18 protein-coding genes are annotated in these 18,800 nt (G+C 31.6%); 8 read left to right on the plus strand and 10 right to left on the minus strand.

Annotated elements, in window-relative coordinates; genetic code table 11:
* Positions 1-8 precede the first annotated feature (8 nt).
* Genes ACZ5EP_RS03730 through ACZ5EP_RS03755 form a run of 6 tightly spaced genes read left to right on the plus strand, consistent with a single transcriptional unit; the run spans position 9 to position 6,628 of the window.
* Positions 9-1,868 (plus strand): proton-conducting transporter transmembrane domain-containing protein, encoded by a 1,860-nt coding sequence (locus ACZ5EP_RS03730; protein WP_464509497.1) that lies wholly within the window; start codon positions 9-11, stop codon positions 1,866-1,868.
* On the plus strand, positions 1,865-2,785 hold the full coding sequence (locus ACZ5EP_RS03735; RefSeq protein WP_464509498.1) for a respiratory chain complex I subunit 1 family protein: 921 nt from the start codon (positions 1,865-1,867) through the stop codon (positions 2,783-2,785). The genes ACZ5EP_RS03730 and ACZ5EP_RS03735 overlap by 4 nt, the downstream gene beginning before the upstream one ends.
* A 1-nt stretch (position 2,786) precedes the next feature.
* Positions 2,787-3,374: a hydrogenase gene (locus ACZ5EP_RS03740; protein ID WP_464509499.1), complete on the plus strand. Its 588-nt coding sequence runs from the start codon at positions 2,787-2,789 to the stop codon at positions 3,372-3,374.
* Positions 3,375-4,757 (plus strand): proton-conducting transporter transmembrane domain-containing protein, encoded by a 1,383-nt coding sequence (locus tag ACZ5EP_RS03745; RefSeq protein ID WP_464509500.1) that lies wholly within the window; start codon positions 3,375-3,377, stop codon positions 4,755-4,757.
* Positions 4,754-6,118, plus strand: coding sequence for a hydrogenase large subunit (locus tag ACZ5EP_RS03750; protein WP_464509501.1), 1,365 nt, complete (start codon positions 4,754-4,756; stop codon positions 6,116-6,118). The genes ACZ5EP_RS03745 and ACZ5EP_RS03750 overlap by 4 nt, the downstream gene beginning before the upstream one ends.
* A 9-nt stretch (positions 6,119-6,127) precedes the next feature.
* Positions 6,128-6,628 (plus strand): NADH-quinone oxidoreductase subunit B family protein, encoded by a 501-nt coding sequence (locus tag ACZ5EP_RS03755; RefSeq protein ID WP_464509502.1) that lies wholly within the window; start codon positions 6,128-6,130, stop codon positions 6,626-6,628.
* 158 nt (positions 6,629-6,786) lie between these two features.
* Here the strand turns inward: ACZ5EP_RS03755 and ACZ5EP_RS03760 are convergent, their stop codons facing one another.
* From ACZ5EP_RS03760 to ACZ5EP_RS03785, 6 genes are read right to left on the minus strand one after another with little or no spacing between them, the layout of a single operon-like run.
* Positions 6,787-7,077, minus strand: a complete 291-nt coding sequence (locus tag ACZ5EP_RS03760; protein ID WP_464509503.1) for a hypothetical protein — start codon at positions 7,075-7,077, stop codon at positions 6,787-6,789.
* Positions 7,070-7,474, minus strand: coding sequence for an acyl-CoA thioesterase (locus tag ACZ5EP_RS03765; RefSeq protein ID WP_464509504.1), 405 nt, complete (start codon positions 7,472-7,474; stop codon positions 7,070-7,072). The genes ACZ5EP_RS03760 and ACZ5EP_RS03765 overlap by 8 nt, the downstream gene beginning before the upstream one ends.
* 8 nt (positions 7,475-7,482) lie before the next feature.
* Positions 7,483-9,456: an EAL domain-containing protein gene (locus tag ACZ5EP_RS03770; protein ID WP_464509505.1), complete on the minus strand. Its 1,974-nt coding sequence runs from the start codon at positions 9,454-9,456 to the stop codon at positions 7,483-7,485.
* Positions 9,449-10,909: a sensor histidine kinase gene (locus ACZ5EP_RS03775; protein ID WP_464509506.1), complete on the minus strand. Its 1,461-nt coding sequence runs from the start codon at positions 10,907-10,909 to the stop codon at positions 9,449-9,451. The genes ACZ5EP_RS03770 and ACZ5EP_RS03775 overlap by 8 nt, the downstream gene beginning before the upstream one ends.
* Positions 10,906-11,295, minus strand: coding sequence for a hypothetical protein (locus ACZ5EP_RS03780; protein WP_464509508.1), 390 nt, complete (start codon positions 11,293-11,295; stop codon positions 10,906-10,908). Before ACZ5EP_RS03780 ends, ACZ5EP_RS03775 begins: the two co-directional genes overlap by 4 nt.
* Complete coding sequence (locus ACZ5EP_RS03785) at positions 11,292-13,151, minus strand: TonB-dependent receptor (RefSeq protein ID WP_464509509.1); 1,860 nt, start codon at positions 13,149-13,151, stop codon at positions 11,292-11,294. The genes ACZ5EP_RS03780 and ACZ5EP_RS03785 overlap by 4 nt, the downstream gene beginning before the upstream one ends.
* 116 nt (positions 13,152-13,267) lie before the next feature.
* On the opposite strand from ACZ5EP_RS03785, the gene glyS reads away from it, so the two are divergent.
* Together glyS and thiS are read left to right on the plus strand one after the other, a co-directional pair.
* On the plus strand, positions 13,268-15,241 hold the full coding sequence (gene glyS, locus ACZ5EP_RS03790) for a glycine--tRNA ligase subunit beta (RefSeq protein ID WP_464509510.1): 1,974 nt from the start codon (positions 13,268-13,270) through the stop codon (positions 15,239-15,241).
* A gap of 8 nt (positions 15,242-15,249) precedes the next feature.
* Positions 15,250-15,450, plus strand: coding sequence for a sulfur carrier protein ThiS (gene thiS / locus ACZ5EP_RS03795; RefSeq protein WP_127680013.1), 201 nt, complete (start codon positions 15,250-15,252; stop codon positions 15,448-15,450).
* Positions 15,451-15,610: 160 nt separating this feature from the next.
* Here the strand turns inward: thiS and ubiE are convergent, their stop codons facing one another.
* The 4 genes from ubiE to ACZ5EP_RS03815 are packed head-to-tail and all read right to left on the minus strand — an operon-like array spanning position 15,611 to position 18,790.
* Positions 15,611-16,312 (minus strand): bifunctional demethylmenaquinone methyltransferase/2-methoxy-6-polyprenyl-1,4-benzoquinol methylase UbiE, encoded by a 702-nt coding sequence (ubiE, locus tag ACZ5EP_RS03800; RefSeq protein ID WP_464509512.1) that lies wholly within the window; start codon positions 16,310-16,312, stop codon positions 15,611-15,613.
* A 37-nt stretch (positions 16,313-16,349) separates the two neighbouring features.
* On the minus strand, positions 16,350-17,327 hold the full coding sequence (gene hypE, locus ACZ5EP_RS03805; protein ID WP_464509513.1) for a hydrogenase expression/formation protein HypE: 978 nt from the start codon (positions 17,325-17,327) through the stop codon (positions 16,350-16,352).
* Positions 17,328-17,339: 12 nt separating this feature from the next.
* A complete protein-coding gene (gene hypD, locus ACZ5EP_RS03810; protein WP_464509514.1) occupies positions 17,340-18,458 on the minus strand; it encodes a hydrogenase formation protein HypD in 1,119 nt (372 codons plus the stop codon).
* 20 nt (positions 18,459-18,478) lie between these two features.
* Complete coding sequence (locus ACZ5EP_RS03815) at positions 18,479-18,790, minus strand: HypC/HybG/HupF family hydrogenase formation chaperone (protein WP_127680005.1); 312 nt, start codon at positions 18,788-18,790, stop codon at positions 18,479-18,481.
* Positions 18,791-18,800 lie beyond the last annotated feature (10 nt).

Here is an 18,800-nt window from a genome sequence, read left to right on the forward strand (position 1 = left end):
CTAAATTGATGTTTAGTTTAAATCCGCTTTCTTTGTTGTTTATATTCTTAATTATGCTAGGGGTTATTCCAAACCTTTTTTATACTGCGGGTTATTTATCGCATATAAAAAGAAAACCCCACTTTTTAATTTATTATTTTACTTTTATATTTTCAATGATCGGAGTCGTTTTATCTAATGAAATACTTCCTTTTTTATTTTTTTGGGAACTGATGAGTCTTAGCAGCTGGCAGTTAATCCTAACGGAACCGACCGATGAGGCGGTAAAAGCCGGAAGATTTTATTTCTTTATGACACATTTCGGATTTATATTTATTTTAATGTTTTTTTTGATTATCGGAGGAAATTCATTATTTACGGATTTTCAAACATTAAGTGTTTTAGCTATGCAGTTTAAATATCCCACCCTGTTATTTTTACTAATTACCATCGGTTTTTTAAGTAAAGCCGGAGCAGTGCCTCTTCATGTGTGGCTTCCTTATGCACATCCGGCAGCTCCTTCTCCCGTATCAGCCCTTATGAGCGGAATTATGCTTAAAATTGCGATTTATGCATTTTTAAGATTTCTTTTTATCATTCCAAACTGGCAGATTGAATGGGGAGTAATTATTTTAGCGCTAGGTGCCATATCAAGTCTTGTAGGAGTTTTATACGCAATAGCCAGTCATGACATAAAAGCGCTTTTAGCAAATCATTCAATAGAAAATATAGGAATTATTTTAATAGCTATTGGAGCCGGAATAATATTTTATACACTTAAAATGCCTCTTTTAAGTTCTTTCGCTTTTATTGCAGCTGTATATCACACATTTAACCATATGAGTTTTAAATCTCTTCTTTTTATGAGTGCAGGAAGCGTATTATACTCAACAAACACCAAAAATATCGAAAGCTACGGAGGTTTAATAAAATTAATGCCGATAACCGCATTTATGTTTCTTATCGCTGCAGTTTCAATTTCTGCACTTCCTCCGACAAACGGTTTTTTAAGCGAATGGATGATATTTCAAAGTATGCTCAGTTCCAGCGGAATAAATAACCTAGTACTTAAACTTTCATTCCCTTTTGCAATATTCGCATTGGCACTTACGGGCGGACTCGCCGTAGCATGCTTTGTAAAGGCCTTTGGTATTACGTTTTTGGGACTTGCAAGAAGTGAAAACGCAAAACACGCAGAAGAAGTAAATAAATTTATGCTTACAGGACAGGTTTTAATGGCTTGTGTTGTTATTTCTCTCATGCTTTTTATGCCGTTTTTTATAAAAACCATAAACTATGCGCTTCCTGTTGCTGATATTTATCATAAACTTTTCCAAAATATCTGGGTTATGCACTCCCTTAACTCAAACGGCGCCGTTGCACCTTTATTTATTTTAACAGGACTTATTATTTCAGTATTTGCCATATATTTATTTTACAAATATTTAAATCCGAAAATAAGAATTTATCATACCTGGGCATGCGGATACAACACTACTCCAAAAAACCAGTATTCTGCAACCGGTTTTGCAGGTCCTATAAGAAGATTTTTTGAGTGGCTTTACCGTCCTGATATTCATATACACACTCAAACTGTCACAGGACATAAAACAAAATTTTCATCTTCACTTTTTGAGGTTCATATAAAACCGCTTTTTGAAAAAAGCTTATACGATAATGTAATAAAAGGATTGAATTATCTGAGCTATTTTGTATATAAACTTTCTCATTTTGAAAGAAACAGATATTCAAGCCTTATTTTTATGCTTTTAATTTTTGCGCTGTTTAGTTTCAGGGTTTTTTACAAAGAATACAACTGGGGAAATATTTTGCTTGAATTTATTGTTATGTCCGTTTTTTATAAATTCCTTTTTGGAGAAAAAAAATGATAAATTACATATTAACTGTTTCACTTATCTTTTTTATTGCTCCGTTTTTATCAGGACTGATAAAATCTATAAAAATGTATCTTTTATTTAAAAAACCTGTAAGTCCTTTTCAGCCTTATGCAGATTTTACAAAACTTATCAATAAAGAGTTAATATATGCGAAAGAATCGAGCATTATAAGCAGAGTTGCCGTATTTGCAATTTTGGCTCCCATAATTGTAGTGGTGTTTTTAATGCCTCCGATTTTTCAAGGGAGTTTTTATATTTCGTTCATTGACGCTTTCACAATTTCAGGGCTTCTTTCTCTTTCAACATTTTTTTTAATGCTTTTGGGACTTGATTCTGCAAGCGCATTTGGAGGAATAGGAAGCAGCCGTGAAGCTTTTATCTCATCTCTTGTGGAACCGGCTATGATTTTAACAATTTTCAGTATCTCGCTTATTGGAAAAAGTATAGGAATATCGGAAGCTGTTTTAAACTTAAACAGTCATTTTGATATAAACCACGCAGCAAGTTTTGTATTGGCCGGTATTAGTTTTTTTATTATCTTAATAGCAGAAAACGGAAGGATTCCCGTTGACAATCCGGAAACTCACCTTGAACTCACAATGGTTCATGAAGCTATGATCCTTGAAGCAACGGGAGCTGATTTAGCACTTATCGAAACTGCAAGTGCTTTAAAATTTACGGTTTTTGCAACTTTGTTTGTAAGTCTGTTTTTGCCTTTTGGAACAAATCTTTGCTGGTGTTTGGCTGTTTTAGTATTTATATTAAAGCTAATTTTAGTTTCGGTATTAGTAGCTCTCATAGAAGTAAATACAGCAAAACTCAGACTTTTTAAAGTTCCAAATCTTCTTGGTATTGCAATAATTTTCGGATTTTTATCACTTTTTATTTATTATGTTGTAGGAGAATAGCATGATTAACGTATTAATCGGTTTTTTTATAGCAGTTTTAATAACCGCAATTTTTACAACCAGACTTTTTAGATTATATTTCTGGTATGGAATAAATTCATTAATACTTGGATTAATTAGCATTATAATAGGAAAAAACCTCAAAAGTGAAGAACTTATTATAATGGGAACAATTACCATTATCATCAAATTCTTGATAATTCCTTTAGCTCTTAAAAAAATAACCTTAAAATTCAAAATCACAAGAGACATAGTTTCTGTTATAAAAATCCAGTATTTAACAATGCTGGTGCCTATCGTACTGGTATTCACATATTACTTAATAACACCAGTTCTAAATTCTTTTACAATTCATCCAAATTTTGTAGCCATTTCAATAAGCTCGTTATTTTTATCTATTCTTTTAATAATAGAGCACAAAAAAATGATTGCCAAAATAATAGGTTTTTTATTTATAGAAAACTCTCTTTTTTTACTTGGAATAGTGGCGACCAACGGAATGCCTTCTCTTATCGAACTGGGAGTGTTTTTTGATTTAATGATGTTCATTTTAATTATAAATCTGCTATTCAAATATCAAGGAGAATAAATGGAATTTATTTTTATACCGCCTATTATAATTTTCTTATTTAGCTATTTTAAAAAAGTTAATAGAATATTTATGGCTATAATATCATCTTCAATTTTTTTTGGAGTAATTTATGCAGTTACACATCCTTTTATTAATGATTATTTCTATATAGATAAACTCGGAAGCTTCGTATTGACAATTTCATCAATTGTTGCAGTAACTGTATTTATTTCAATGATTCAATTGCCTGAAAGAATCTCACTTGATGAAAAATCAATAAAAAGATTTTACAGATTTTTTGCTGTTTTTTGGATTGGAATCATCATTTCAATTACATCTAATAATATAGGTCTTTATTGGGTAGGTTTAGAGTTTGCTACACTTTCAACAGTATATATGATCAAGGTAAAAGTTTCAAAAGAAGCGGATATTGAAGCATGGAGGTACTTAATAATCGGTACAATAGCAATATCTTTGATACTTTTCGGAATTATTTTAATATATGCTTCGTCAAAAAATACGCTTGGCGATTATGCAATGAATTTTTACTCTTTAATTCACAACACTCAAAAAATCAATAACTATTTGTTTGAACTTGGATTTTTATTTGTAATGATAGGTATGTTTATTAAAATGGGATTTTTCCCTATGAATTTATGGCTTGCAGATATTGAAAGAGCTTCAATATACCAGGTTGGTGCACTTTTCAGCGGAATATTGGAAAGCGCTATAATTTTGGGATTCTTTAGATTTTCACTGATAGAAAAACATATAAATTATTCTCATTTATTAGGTATCGGTTATTCTTATATTTTAATTACACTGTTTTTCGTAAGTTTTCTAATTTACAGAGCAAAAGATTTTATTAGGCTTTTTTCTCTTTCCGGAATAGAACATATGAGTTTAATTGCTCTATTTTGGATTAGCGGAGGATATTTTGCCGCACTTTTACATTTTGCTGCTCATGCACTAATGAAACCCGCTTTATTCTTAAGCACATCGATACTGGAACAGAAGAAAAAATATCTTTTTAAAGGAGCCTTAAAAAATATTAATAAATCTGTAGCTTTTGTAATAGCGGCAATATTTTTAGGAATAGTTTCTTTACCTCCCAGCCCAATGTTTTTCAGTGAAATTTACGGATTTAAATCAATGATAGACATTGCTAAAAATTCAAATTATTTCTTTTTAATGCTTAGTACCGTATTTGTAATTCTGCTGCTTTTAAGTATTGTATTTTACAGATTCATTCATATTTATCAAGACATGTTATATATCGGAGACAAAAAAGAAAAAACAGTTTATAAAAGCGAAATATTAACTTTACTGATTTTATTTTTGAGTACGGCTTTTTTACTTTTGCCTCAGAGTTTTAATTATATTGAAGGGATTATGAAATGAGACTGATTGCAAGATTTGCACTTGATAATAAAGAGTGTTTTGAAATAATAGATGTTTTTGACAAAAAAATTAATCGTTACAATATTAATAAAACAAATCCTGTAATAAACTCTCTTATGCCCAAATATCCCGCCGCAATCTGGATGGAAAGAAAAATAAAAGATGAATTCGGAATTGAATTCGAAGGAGCATTTGATAAAAGACCACTTGTAAAACACGAAAGGTTTCCAAAACATATCTATCCTTTAAGAAAAGATTTCAATAAAAATGAAATTGATTTTTCCGTTTATAAGCCTTATAAATATGAAGAAGTTAAAGGGGACAACGTTTTTATAGTACCGGTAGGTCCTATACACGCTGGAATTATTGAACCGGGTCATTTTCAGTTTTCACAAGCCGGAGAAGAAATTCTTCACTTAGAAGTCAGGCATTATTACAAATACCGGGGAATTGAAAAAATGGTAGAAAACAAAAAACCACATGAAATTAAAAAAATAATTGAAAGAATAAGCGGAAATGAGAGCATTGCGTATCAGATTTCCTTTATGGATATTCTCTCTCAGGCAAGTGAAATTGAAATCCCAAATTCACTTAAACAAAAATATTATACCCTGCTTGAGCTCGAAAGAATCATTCATCACTTAACTGATCTAAGATATATACCTAACGATGCAGGATTTGCGCCGGCTCTAGCATTTATGAGTAAATTGTCGGAAGAAGCCAAAAGAGTCATGGCTAAAATCACCGGGCACAGATTTGGATTCGGCGCAATAAAAGAAGAAATTGAAATTGATTATAAAGAATTAATTAACTTTATGAATTATTTAAAAAATGAAATTGAATTTTTTGAAGACTGGATTGAAGATATTGCAAGTCTTTGGGACAGATTCAATACAACAGGCGCACTTTGCAAAGACAAAGCTATAAAATACGGCGCAGTAGGATTGGCCGCAAGAGCTAGCGGAATAAAACTAGATGTTAGAGACAATTTATTTTATAAAACATTCGGTTATAAAATGCAGCTTGGAGAAAAAGGCGAAGTTTCCGACAGATTCAGAATAAGAATTAAAGAAATTTTGAACTCAATAGAAATGATTCAAAATTTTAAAACTGATAAAAAAGAAAAGTTAGTATTTAACGGATTTAAAGACGGGGAATATATGAGTTTTACAGAAAGCAGTATTGGTGAACTTTTTATGTATCTGAAAATTAAAAACGGAGTAGTTGACAGATTTTACGTACGCGACCCTTCACATATAAACTGGCAAGCCTTTCACACTACAATATATAAAGACATTATTGCTGATTTTCCGCTTATTAATAAAAGTTTTGATTTAAGTTATGCCGGAAACGATTTGTAAAGGATAGAAATGCTAAGATTTTGGGAAAAAAGAATTAAAACAGGAATAGTGACCGAAAGTTTGGAATTTGACAGGGAACTTGAAGAAATAAAAAAACAGATAAAAGATAAAATCAAAAAACATTTTGCCGGAAGCTTATCCATCAGAATGGTTGACAGCGGAAGCTGTAATGCCTGCGAAGCGGAATGCAATGCTTTATCTAATCCGTATTACAATCTTGAGAGACTTGGAATCCGCTTTGTTGCAAGTCCGAGACACGCGGATATTATGCTATTAAGCGGAGTTATGACTATGAATATGTACCATCACGTACTTGACTGCTATAACCAAATGCCAAGTCCAAAATGGATTATTGCTATAGGAGACTGCATAAGAGATTTTGGAGTATTCGAAAAAACATATGCTATTAAAGGGAATGATTTCAAAATCGATTATTATATCCCGGGATGTCCTCCGTCACCAAAAGATATCATCAAAGGGCTTTTGGAGTTTTTGAAAAATTTCGAATAATTTTTTTTTCTTTTTATTGTCTATTTTTTAACAAATTTCAAACAATAACGATTTTACAAATACTTTTTAAGTTTTTAAAATAATAAAATAATTATAAAACTTTAATAAAATACTTTATTAGATTATTAGAACAATTAAAAATTTTAACAAAATAAACTTTATTCATTATTACTTTGAATATTTTTAAATTTTTTTAATCTCTCTACATATTCATAAAAATCTTCATCACTACATTTTCTCATTTCACCATTTTCAAAAACAAAACAATCTTCTGATGGCAATACAGGTGTAATTAAAATTTTTACATTTAAATTTTTACATATTTCAAGAAAACCACTATTTGCAACTGTTAAAATAAATCCTTCTTCATCATAATCTACAGCATAAGTTCTTAATTTTTCAAAACTCATTTTATCTTTTGTAAATATTCTATACATATAACTACTCATTATAAAACCTTTTTATAATATCTTCCGGGATTCTTTTTGGTCTTTGTGTTTTAAAATCTACAAAAACCCATTCGCTAAATCCGGATGTGATTAGTTTATCGTTTTTGTAAATTTCGTATTTTCTAATTACAAGTAATTTTTTAATTTCATCAATCCATGTTTTTAATATAAGTTCATCTCCCTCAAATGCCGGAAGTCTGTATTCTATGCAGTGTTTTCTGGCTACCCAGCTCACACCGTGCTTTTTATAATAATCAACTCCAAAACCTTCATGCTCAGAATGTTCCATAGCTATGTTTATCATCCATTCAAGGTACTTCAGGTTATTTACATGTCCGTTAAAATCAATATCTTCTTTTTTTACGATAATATGTTTTTCAAAAATTTTAGGCTCCATATTCTTCCTTATAAAGCTAGTCTCTGAGGTTTTCCAAAATAATATCCCTGGGAATAATCAACTCCAAGCTCTTTCACAGTCTTAAAAATTTCTTCATTTTCAACAAACTCGGCTATAGTTTTAATTTCATTTGCTTTGGCAAATTCTACAATCGATTTCACTACACTGTAAGAAAATTTATCTTTATGAATATCTTTTATCAGCGTTCCGTCCAGTTTTAGATAATCCGGTTTATAATTTATCAGTCTTACAAAATTCGAATAACCGCTTCCGAAATCATCTATCGCAATGGTTACACCGAGATCTTTAATTTTATTAATAAATTCATGCAAAACGTCATACTTTTCCACATCCGCATCTTCCAACAGTTCAAAAGTAACATATTTTGCATATTCTTTATTTTTACTCAACATTTCATAAATAAGTTCTCTTACTATCTCTTTTTCGATATCTATTTCAGAGATATTTATACTAATATCGTAATCTTTCATTTTTTTAACAATATCGAAAGCTTCACTTAAAACTATCTCGGTAATTTTGGAATAATAAATCCCCTGCTTTGCAACGTCTATAAATTTTGCAGGCGGTATAATTTCATTATTATATTCTATCCTTACTAGAGTTTCATATTTAACTATTTTTTTCGTTTCGTTATCAATTATAGGCTGATAAAAACAGACTATGTTTTTATTGTCTATCGCTTCTTTTAATATATGAAGTATCTGAAGGTTTTCCTGAGCCACTTTTTTTTCTTTTTCAAGAAGTCCGTCGGCAACTATAAAAGAGTCCTTGTTTGATTTAATTTTAAACATACCTATTTTGGCATTTTCAAAAGCCTCTTTACCTTTGGAAACGCTCATTATTACTGTAACGTCATATAAAAATTCACCGATATCCAGTTGAGAATAATTAATCTTTTTTTGTAAATTTTTCAGCTCTTCAATATACTGTCTGTAACATATTCCGTCTTGACTTAAATCGGTAACGATTGCATAAACACCGTCGTCAAGATCAAATATTTTGTCTATACCCCGAGGCAATAGGTCTTCGAGGTATTCTTCAAATTTGTTTTCAATGGTTTCAGCAATTTTTTCACCGAAAAAGTTACTGAAACTTTGGAAATTTTCAATCTCTATTAAAGCCACAAAAGGTTCTTTTGCGTTTTCTATATAATCATACAAAAGTTTTTTAGGTTTCATCATTTCACTGATATCGTAACAAATGGATATAAGTTCAATAATATTACCCTCTTCATCCAGAATAGGACTAATCATTGTTTTTATATAAATAATTTTTCCGTTTTTATCATTTGCTTTTATTAAAGTGGTGCAAAGTCTTTTGTCTTCAATTATTTTTTTCCAGAAATATTCAATTTCTTCTTTTATTTTTTCAGGATGGTGTAAAATATATTCAATTTCTTTTCCTATTATTTCGTCTTTATCATATCCCAGCACTTTACAAAATTCATCGTTTACGTAAGTAAATTTTTTTTCTATATCGAATTTGGCAACCATCACGCTTTTGTCGACAATATTCTGATACTGCTTTAAAAGGCTTTCAAATTCTTCAGCCTGTTTTTTATGAATAAGATTCTGCGCTATTTTTTGTAACATATCAACAAACTGTTCTATTTCAAAAGGCTTTAAAATAAATCCGTCGATACCAAGCTTGATAGCTTCTATAAAATATTCCGTCTCATTATAAGCAGACACGACAAGCGTGCTTATATCCGGCTTGATTTCTTTAATATGCCTAATCATTTCCAGCCCGTTCATTTTAGGCATATTAATGTCAGTTATAACGACATCGACTTGATTATTTTTAAATTTATCTAAACCGTCTTCTCCGTCAACCGCAGTAATAACATTTTTGAAAAAATCTTTAAGAATCTGTTTTGTTTCGTTTCTAGCATCTTCATTGTCTTCAACATACAAAACATTAAAATGTTTTGTAAATTTTATAAGTTCTTGAATTTTATTCATTTTCGACCTTTAATTCTATTCTGAAAACCGCACCTTTGTCATCATTAAACGCTATTAACCTGCCTTTTAACCTTTCTTCTACAATCTGTTTACTCATATATAAACCAAGCCCGGTACCATTTCTTTCATCCTTTGTAGTAAAATATGGATTAAAAATTTTATCTATAATATCTTCTCTGATACCGCCGGCGTTATCTTTTATTTCTATAATGCATAATCTTTCTTTTTTATCATAATACGCACTGATATCAATATACGGATTTTTTATTTTTCTTTCAACCAAAATATCTTCCGCATTTTTTATAATATTTAAAAGCACCTGTTTTAATTCATTAGGAAAGGTCTTCAATTCTTTAGGACATTTTATATTTAATTTTACCTGGATATTCTTATTTTCTATTGAAGCCTTGGCTATATTCAAAGTCTGATTAATTATATCATATAACTTGACAGATTTTAAATCATCCTCTTTTCTGTAAAATTTTCTAAAATCATCTATAGTATTGCTCAAATGTTTAATCATTTCATCAATCTTAGAAATAGCCTCTTTTATTTCATTTTCACTTAAAACCCCTAATTGCGACCTTAATTTCAGTTTTGAAACAACCAATCCCATTACATTCAGAGGCTGCCTCCACTGATGGGCAATCATGCTCAAAAGTTCTCCCATCAAGGCCATTCTTGACTGCAGGATAAGCTGTTTTTCTTTTTCCCTGTTTTTTTCTATTTCTTCTTTAACTTTATCTTCCAGGGTATCGTTTAATACCTGCAATTCCAAAATAAGTTTTTGCATTTCCTGTTGTCTTTTCCAATCATAAAAAAGGAAAATCACTAAAACTATTACGGATAGTATCATTACAAAAATAATTACTTTTAAATTTCCTTTAAGAATTTCAAGGTTTTTATTTATTAAAATAAGAGGCAGTGTAGAAAAATCCACGACAATTATATAATCAACCCTGTTAAATTTTACGACCGGATATAAAAGTGTGGTCCATATATCGTTAATTTTCTGCTTAAATACAATAGGTTCTTTCGTAGCCAAAACCTTATACCAGTATTTATCATTCAACGGTTCAAACTTTTCATTAAAAGCGAATCTGTCCTTAGGGTTACTGCTTCCGTCAGCCAAAACTCTGAAAAATTTTTCATTTTCCGGTTTATATACAATAAAAAGATTTTTAACCTTTTTAGTCATGAAACTATTTAAGTAAAAATTCAGTTCATTTCTCAATTCCGGATGTTTTTGCAGAGTTTTTAATAAGTTGTCACCATATTTCACTGTAATATAACGGTTGATTTTACCCATAAAACATTTCATTTCTTTTATCTGGTATCTAAATAAATCCCTGCTTATTTTATATTCCGTAGACTGAAAAATATTTGATGCCCACAATAAAAAGGCAATCATTACAAGTATTAAAACACCCAAGATATAAGTTGTTTTTTTCATTCCAGATAATCCTCAAATTCAGGAGAAATATAAAGATGATATTTTAATATCATCTTTTTTCTTAATCTCAGCTGAGGACGGCCTTTTCTCCAGTAAAACGCTCCAATGGCATTTTTATCTTTTTTATAATTATAATAATCCAATAAAAAATGCGGCTTTGTTTTACATTCTTTACTAATGCCAAGAACGATATCGGCTTTTTTACAGTCTTTAACATTTACAAGAAAAATTGACTGCAGGTTTTGATATTTTTTATTTTCGGTATACACAAAAACAGTTTTTTTATTAAACAGTGTCGTAAACAGTTTCGAAAACAGTTTTACTTCTATATCCTGGGAAAACAACATTCCTGAAAAAATAAAAAACAGCAGTATAATTTTTTTCAAAACCAATACTCCATTCCGACAGTAATTTTTCTATCGATTAACTGAGTATTTATTTTTTCCAAATCATCAGGATTAAAATTGACGATTCTGATAAAAGAATGCTCATATGATTCATTTAGTAAATTTTCACCCTTTAAAGAAAAAGAAAGATTCTTGCTATAATTATATTTAACTCCCAAACTGAGATCTATTCCTTCTTTTTTTGTTTTTTTACCGTTTTCTTTATATTCATTGTTCTTATAAATAATATTTTCAAAGAAATCAAACTGTTTGTATCTGTGTGTATTTAAAAGCACAAATTTATATGTTCTGTTTAAAGGAACATTTTCCAGTTTTAAATATATATAATCAATAATAAAGTCATTTAAAACATCATAATTTTTATGATATTTTAAATCCAGCATTTTTACGTAAATATTCTTGTCAAAGCTGATCAACGTTCCGTCTTTCTGCATAATTGGAAAATTTTTATTTATCCCGTAAAAACCGACTAATTCTATTTCATTTTCCGTATTAAACTTTTTTTTATATTTCGCTATAAAAACATCATTTTTCTGCGGTCTTAATATATTGTCACCAAAAAAAGTTTTATATAAATAAGGAGGAACGGTATATTCCAAATGCTGATAGGAAAGTTTTACAATATTTTGTCTGTTATATAAATAAGTGCTTCCGATTTTATATTGATGTAAATTATAATTTTTTATCACATCGTTATAATAACGGCTGAATTCATATCCCATTGTTACTATAAAGTTTCTTTTAAGTTGAATGTTGTCTTCTAAAAACACAGTTCCAATATTCTGCTGCTTAATGCCGTCAAAATTCATATCTGTATCATTTAGCTTCAATGTATAATAATCCATCAGTTTATTTCTAAAACTTAACCCGTAAAGCAGTCTGTTTTTATTAATATTAGATTCTTTATTTATTTTAAACGTATTAACTAAATCATACCCATCAGTTTCAACTTTTTGAATTAAAGTATAATAAGGATAAGTATTGCTGGGCTCTAAAAACAGCCCGCTTGTTTCATAAAAATAGGTAGAATCCTTAAGATAATCTAAAGTATATTTAAAATTCACCTGGTCAAGTTTCTGCTCAATCCCAAAATGAAGCTCTTTATATTTTTCATAAGCGCTGTCAAGCTTTCCGTCCATGCTAACACCCATAAAAGGGTCCTGATTATGATAAATTGCGTTTAAAAGATATTTTGTGTTTCCATTTTGATATGTCCAGAAGCAGTGATAATTAGTATCGTTTCTTGATATTTTTTTATCGTCGATATAAGTGTCCTTATGTCCCACTCTGCTTCTGGAGAAGTGAATATAATAATTTTTTTCTCCGTCAGCCGTATCAAAGTATTCAGAATTGGAATTATACGAACCGTAACTGAAAGCAAGTTTTTTACCTTCGTCCCTTTTAGGATTTTTCGAATAAAGTTTAATTATCACATATGCGGGTTCTGTAGTTATTTTATATGAAGGGCTTAAATAGTATATTTCAATATGATCGACAAATGAAAGATTAATATTGCCTAATAAAAAAACACCGTTATCATACTTCCCAGTTGTAATCTCCTGATTGTCAATAAAAACCCTTATCCCGCTGCTGGCATAAGGTAAATTATTTGCACTCCACGGATCCAGCACACCATACCTGCTTATTTGATAACCTACGACAGTGTTTTTTAAGACATCTCTAAGGTATCTGGCCTGCATCATATCCAGTTGATATCTGGTAATAATATATGAAATACCCAAACTTTCCTGTTTCGTTTTCTGTGAAAGATCTTCTTTTTTTTCAATTTCATTCAGAAGTGAATTAACGCTTTCGGAGGCAAATAGAAAGCTCATCAACATAAAAAAAACAGCAATTAACCTCATTTCATCCTTCTCCCCAAATTAAATAAAAATTAATTTACAAATTATAACAACAATTTTGTTAAAATTACAAACAAAAAGGAAACTTAATGTTAAAACCTTTATTAATAGAAATCGGAGTTGAAGAACTTCCTGCAATTCCCCTTCTTAAAGAACTGCCGAATATAGAAAAAAAATGGCTTGATATTTTAGAAAAATACGATTTAAAAGCAAACTTTTCATTTTATTATACACCAAGACGTTTAACATTATGGCACAGAGAGTTCCCGGTAAAACAGGAAGACAAAGTAGAAGAAATATGGGGAGCGCCTAAAGAAATTATTGAAAAAAACCCTAAAGCACTTGAAGGTTTTGCAAAAAAATGCGGCATAGCTCCTGAAGATGTGGTTTTCAAAACTAAAGGCAACAAAGAATTTTCATATTTCCAAAAAGAAGTACAGGGAAAAGAGGCTAAAGAACTGCTTCCTCAAATGATTAATGAATGGCTGCATTCTTTAAATTTCGGAAAAACAATGAAATGGGGAGTATGCGAAGAAGAATTTATAAGACCAGTCAGATGGATTTTATGTATGTTTGAAGATGAAACCGTCGAATTTAACGCTTACTGTGTAAAATCGTCAAATATTACAAAACCTCATAGAATTTTTAAAGAAGACATACAAATAAACTACGTGGGAGATTATTTCTGCAAACTGGACAAAAACGGAGTAATTTTATACCAGGATGAAAGAAAAGCCAAGATATTAAGAGAAATAGAAAAACTTCAAAAAGAGCATAATATCACTGTGGAAATTGACGAAGACCTTCTTAATGAAATAGTTGCGATTACCGAATACCCTACGCCTCTTTTAGGAAAATTTGACAAAGAGTTTTTAGTGCTTCCCCCTGAAGTAATAATTACTTCTATGAAAGAACACCAAAGATATTTCCCGGTATATAAAAACGGAGAACTTACAAACGCGTTTGTTGTAGTAAGCAATGCATACACCGACAATTTTGCAAAAATTATTGCAGGAAACGAAAAAGTTTTAAGAGCCAGACTAAGCGACGCCCTATTCTTCTGGGAAAACGACCTGAAAAACGGCCTTAGCATTGAAGGACTTAAAAATATCGTATACATGGATAATTTAGGAAGCGTATACGATAAAGTAAAAAGAGAAGAAAATATTGCAAAAATTCTGGCGGACAAATATAATGCCGATAAAGAAAAACTGCTAAAAGCCGTTAATCTTGCAAAAGCCGACCTTCTAACTGAAATGGTTTATGAATTTACAGAACTTCAGGGAATTATGGGATATTACTATGCCAAAGCCCAGGGGATCGATGACGAAATAGCAACTGCAATAAAAGAACAGTATACGGACAGAGCCTCTAATAAAATCTCAGCATTATTAAACATTGCAAGAAATCTGGACACTTTAATGGCTCTGTTTAGTATAGGCAAAATTCCAAAAGGAAACAAAGACCCTTTCGGACTCAGACGTGCGGCAAACTACATGATTAAAATTGCCAATGAAAACGGTATACCTTTAGATATTAAAGAAATCATTAACGAATTAAAACCGGCTTATAAAGAATTCGACACAAATCAGCTGATTGAATTCATTTTTGAAAGACTGTACAAATTCTATAATATCAATCCGTCAGTAATAAGAAGTGTTCTTGCCACGGGTGAAAGTAATCTTCTTGAAATAGACAAAAAAATAAAACTGATTAACAATATGGTAAATTCTAAAGATTTTAAAGAGCTTTCAACAACCTTCAAAAGGGTTGCTAATATTGTTAAAGATTTTGATCTTAACACTATCAGTGTTGATGAGAATCTTTTTGAAAAAGATGAAGAGAGAATTTTATGGAATGAATTTAAAAAAGTAAAAGAAATAGACAACCTTGAAGAAAAACTGGACTTTTTAATTTCGTTAAAACCTCTGATTGACAAATTCTTTGATAACGTAATGGTAAATGTTGAAGATGAAAAAGTAAGACACAACAGAAAAAGCCTTATCGCGTCAATCTATAAAGAATTTCTTGATATTGCAGATATTAAAGAAATCACTCTTTAAGGAAAGCGATGAAAATAATAATAAACGGACACGAAAAAGACATAGCACAAAACACAACAATCAAGAAGCTTTTAGAAGATTTAAAAGTGCTTGATAAAACAATGGCTGTAGCCGTTAATATGAAAATTGTAAAAAAAGACGAATGGGACAAATACACTCTTCATGAAAATGACAAAATAGAGGCTCTTAATTTTGTAGGAGGAGGATAGCCCCCCTCTTTTTTGTATTATTTATAATGACAGCGTTTGACCTAAATTTTTTACAAATTATTATTTAGATATATATTATTTATTTTAAATTTTTCTTTTATCAACAGCTAGTGTCTGTCACTAAATAGATAAAAGAAGCAAAGGAGTCTTTATAAATCCCTTACTTTCTAAATATAAAGACCCCTACCTGTCCAAAGTTATAACTGTCATGTTTTAAAGTGCTGAATCCGGATTCTTCAAAAAGCCCTATTAACTCGCTTGGAGTATAAAAATTTTCTATAGAATTAGGAAGATACTCATAAGCTTCTTTATTCTTACTCAATATTCCTCCGATTTTAGGCAAAAACTTATTTGAATAAAAATCCACACATTTTCTGAATTTGTTAGGATTTTCAGCTTTGACAAATTCAAGCACCAAAACAATTCCTCCGGTTTTCAGCACTCTGTGGAATTCGCTTATAGCTTTTTTAATTTCCAGTACGTTTCTGATTCCAAAAGAAATGCTTATACCGTCTATCGTATTGTTTTGACAAGGTATATCCGTAGCGTAGGCATTATAAAATTTTAAACTCGGAAACCTGTTTTTTGCTACTTCAAGCATTCCCACGCTAGGGTCCAGTCCGCAGATACGAGTAGATATATTCTTTTTAGACGCTTCTTTTTGCCATATTTCAATCATATCGCCTGTACCGCATGCAACATCCAAAATTTTCACTTCTTTTTTATCAATTGCGTTTAATGCGTCTTTTATAGCGTTCTGACGCCATTTTTTATCTATTCCGAATGTCAAAACCCTATTTACAAAGTCATATCTGTTTGCAATAGAGTCAAACATTCGGACTATCTGTTCTTGTTTACTCACAAAGCCCCCTCATAAATAATTATTCATTTATGTAATTTTAGCAAATTCTCGGCAATAATTCACCTTTTGGCAGTTCAATATATCTTTTACTTCCCCAAGGAGATTTTAACACAACCTTTTTATCGCTGTTTACGCTGCCTATAATACTTGCAGACGAATTAAATTTTCTTAATATTTCTTCAGCTTTTTGAGCATCTTTTTTATCAACTGCGACAATAAATGTTCCTTCATTTGCCAAATCCAGAGGCTCAAAACCGAAAATCTCACAAAGACCTATTACCTCATCAGAAATCGGCAGTTTATCTTCATACACCTCAATACCTACATTACTGGCCTGTGCCCATTCATTTAGAACGGCGCTAAGCCCTCCTCTTGTGGCATCTCTCATCGCTTTAATATCAATATCCGCATCAATAAGAGCTTTTACTTCGTCCCATAAAACTTTACAGTCGCTTTCCAGATCCGTTTCAACCTCATATCTGTGTGCCATTACGACCGTTCCGTGTCTTCCGATATCACGGCTTACAATAATAACATCGCCTTCTTTTAAATTATGTGCGCTTATTCCAGGTTTAATAATTTTCCCTATTCCGGAAGTATTTATAAATATCTTATCAACACTTCCTGCCGGAACGACTTTCGTATCACCTGCGACAATCTTAGCTCCCGCTTTTTCAAGTTCTTTTGCCATTGTTTTTACAATCTTTTCAAGCTCGCTGAATTCAAGCCCCTCTTCAATCATAAACCCACATGTCAAAAACTGCGGCTCGGCACCCATCATCGCTAAATCGTTGCATGTTCCGGCTACCGCCAGCTTTCCGATATTTCCTCCGTTAAAAAATATAGGACTGACTGTAAAACTGTCAGTTGTAAATGCCGTTTTTCCGTTCATTTCCACTACAGCCGCATCTTCAGCCGATTCCAATACAGGATTTGAAAAATTTTTATAAAACAGGTCGTTTATTAATTTATTTGTTTCTTCTCCGCCGCCGCCGAATGCCAATGTAATTTTCATTTAAACTCCTTATTATCTTGCATATCTGTAATATGCGTTACATGCACCCTCATCACTAACCATACAGCTTCCAAGCGGGCTGCTAGGCGTACAGGCGCTACCAAACACTTTACAGTCGGTAGGTTTTGCAAGCCCTCTTAAAATCTGTCCGCAGATACACAGTTTATGATCGTCAATAGGTTCGTTTGGCAATATGTCTGCAAATACTTTTTCAGCATCAAACTCGGCATATTCCTCTCTTAATTTAAGAGCGCTTTTAGGAATATCCCCAAGCCCTCTCCATCTGAATGTATCTCTTACGTCCATATACTTGTCTATCATTTTTTGAGCAAGAACGTTTCCGTCCCATGTAGTAGCACGTTTATACTGGATTTCAACTTTAGGCTCGCCTTTTAATTTTTGCCTTACAAGCATCAAAATACTTTCCATAACGTCAACCGGTTCAAAGCCCGCTACAACGACAGGCGTATTATATCTGTCAACCAAAAACTGATAACTTTTTGCACCGATTATAACACTCACGTGGCTAGGACCTATAAATGCGTTAATCTTTGCTTCTCCGCTGTCCATAATTGCTCTCATAGGAGGCGGGACAAGAACGTGGTTAATATGGTAATAAATATTCTTAACACCTTCTTTAAAGGCTCTTTCCATTAAAGCAGCCGTCATAGGAGTTGTTGTTTCAAAACCTATAGCAAAGAACACAACTTTTTTATCAGGGTTTTCTTTTGCGATTTTAAGCACGTCAAGAGTTGAATGAAGAGGTCTTACATCAGCTCCTTCCGCCCTTACTTTGGCAAGAGAGCTTTTGCTTCCGGGAACTCTTATCATATCTCCCAGAGTAGCTAAAATCACACCTTCCTGTTTTGCAAGCTCAATCGCGTGGTCAATTCTTTCTTTTGGCATAACGCACACAGGACATCCGGGACCGTGAATAAACTCGATATTATCCGGAAGCAGCTGCTTAATTCCGTATTTCATAATCGTATGTGTATGACCTCCGCAAATTTCCATAACCCTCATAGGTTCTTTAAGATCTTTTGCTTCTTTTCTTATTAGTTCGGCTAACGTTTTCATAGCCGTAGGATCTCTGAATTTAAAATATAAATCTTTAAGTGTTAAATCGCTCATTTTTCAGCTCCGTTATTTTTTTATTTGTTTTCCTCTTCTTCCGGTTTGTATAATAAAGGACCGTCTTCTGTTACAAGCCGTTCGGGATCTATTTCAAAATCCTCGTTCATGGCGGCTTCTGCAAGCATTTTATACACCTCTATACTCTCGAGCGCTTCTTTTTCGTCTATTTTACCCATTGCGTATCCAACATGGATAAGCACATAATCGCCAGGTTTAACTTCTTCTTGAATCAAGTCAAGGCTAACCTGTCTTTTTACGCCTAAAGTATCAACTTCCGCTATGTTGTTTTCATCTATACTCAAAACTTTGCTAGGAATTGCCAAACACATATTTTCTCCT

Source organism: Nautilia abyssi (genome assembly GCF_055388085.1).

Excerpts from the sequence above, each read along its gene's own strand:
- ACZ5EP_RS03755 (WP_464509502.1), top strand. The coding sequence starts at position 6,128 with ATGCTAAGATTTTGGGAAAAAAGAATTAAAACAGGAATAGTGACCGAA.
- ACZ5EP_RS03775 (WP_464509506.1), bottom strand. The coding sequence starts at position 10,909 with ATGAAAAAAACAACTTATATCTTGGGTGTTTTAATACTTGTAATGATT.
- hypE (WP_464509513.1), bottom strand. The coding sequence starts at position 17,327 with ATGAAAATTACATTGGCATTCGGCGGCGGCGGAGAAGAAACAAATAAA.
- ACZ5EP_RS03750 (WP_464509501.1), top strand. The coding sequence starts at position 4,754 with ATGAGACTGATTGCAAGATTTGCACTTGATAATAAAGAGTGTTTTGAA.
- ACZ5EP_RS03765 (WP_464509504.1), bottom strand. The coding sequence starts at position 7,474 with ATGGAGCCTAAAATTTTTGAAAAACATATTATCGTAAAAAAAGAAGAT.
- thiS (WP_127680013.1), top strand. The coding sequence starts at position 15,250 with ATGAAAATAATAATAAACGGACACGAAAAAGACATAGCACAAAACACA.
- ACZ5EP_RS03730 (WP_464509497.1), top strand. The coding sequence starts at position 9 with ATGTTTAGTTTAAATCCGCTTTCTTTGTTGTTTATATTCTTAATTATG.
- ACZ5EP_RS03745 (WP_464509500.1), top strand. The coding sequence starts at position 3,375 with ATGGAATTTATTTTTATACCGCCTATTATAATTTTCTTATTTAGCTAT.
- ACZ5EP_RS03785 (WP_464509509.1), bottom strand. The coding sequence starts at position 13,151 with ATGAGCTTTCTATTTGCCTCCGAAAGCGTTAATTCACTTCTGAATGAA.
- hypD (WP_464509514.1), bottom strand. The coding sequence starts at position 18,458 with ATGAGCGATTTAACACTTAAAGATTTATATTTTAAATTCAGAGATCCT.
- ACZ5EP_RS03760 (WP_464509503.1), bottom strand. The coding sequence starts at position 7,077 with ATGAGTAGTTATATGTATAGAATATTTACAAAAGATAAAATGAGTTTT.
- ACZ5EP_RS03770 (WP_464509505.1), bottom strand. The coding sequence starts at position 9,456 with ATGAATAAAATTCAAGAACTTATAAAATTTACAAAACATTTTAATGTT.
- ACZ5EP_RS03740 (WP_464509499.1), top strand. The coding sequence starts at position 2,787 with ATGATTAACGTATTAATCGGTTTTTTTATAGCAGTTTTAATAACCGCA.
- ACZ5EP_RS03815 (WP_127680005.1), bottom strand. The coding sequence starts at position 18,790 with ATGTGTTTGGCAATTCCTAGCAAAGTTTTGAGTATAGATGAAAACAAC.
- glyS (WP_464509510.1), top strand. The coding sequence starts at position 13,268 with ATGTTAAAACCTTTATTAATAGAAATCGGAGTTGAAGAACTTCCTGCA.
- ACZ5EP_RS03735 (WP_464509498.1), top strand. The coding sequence starts at position 1,865 with ATGATAAATTACATATTAACTGTTTCACTTATCTTTTTTATTGCTCCG.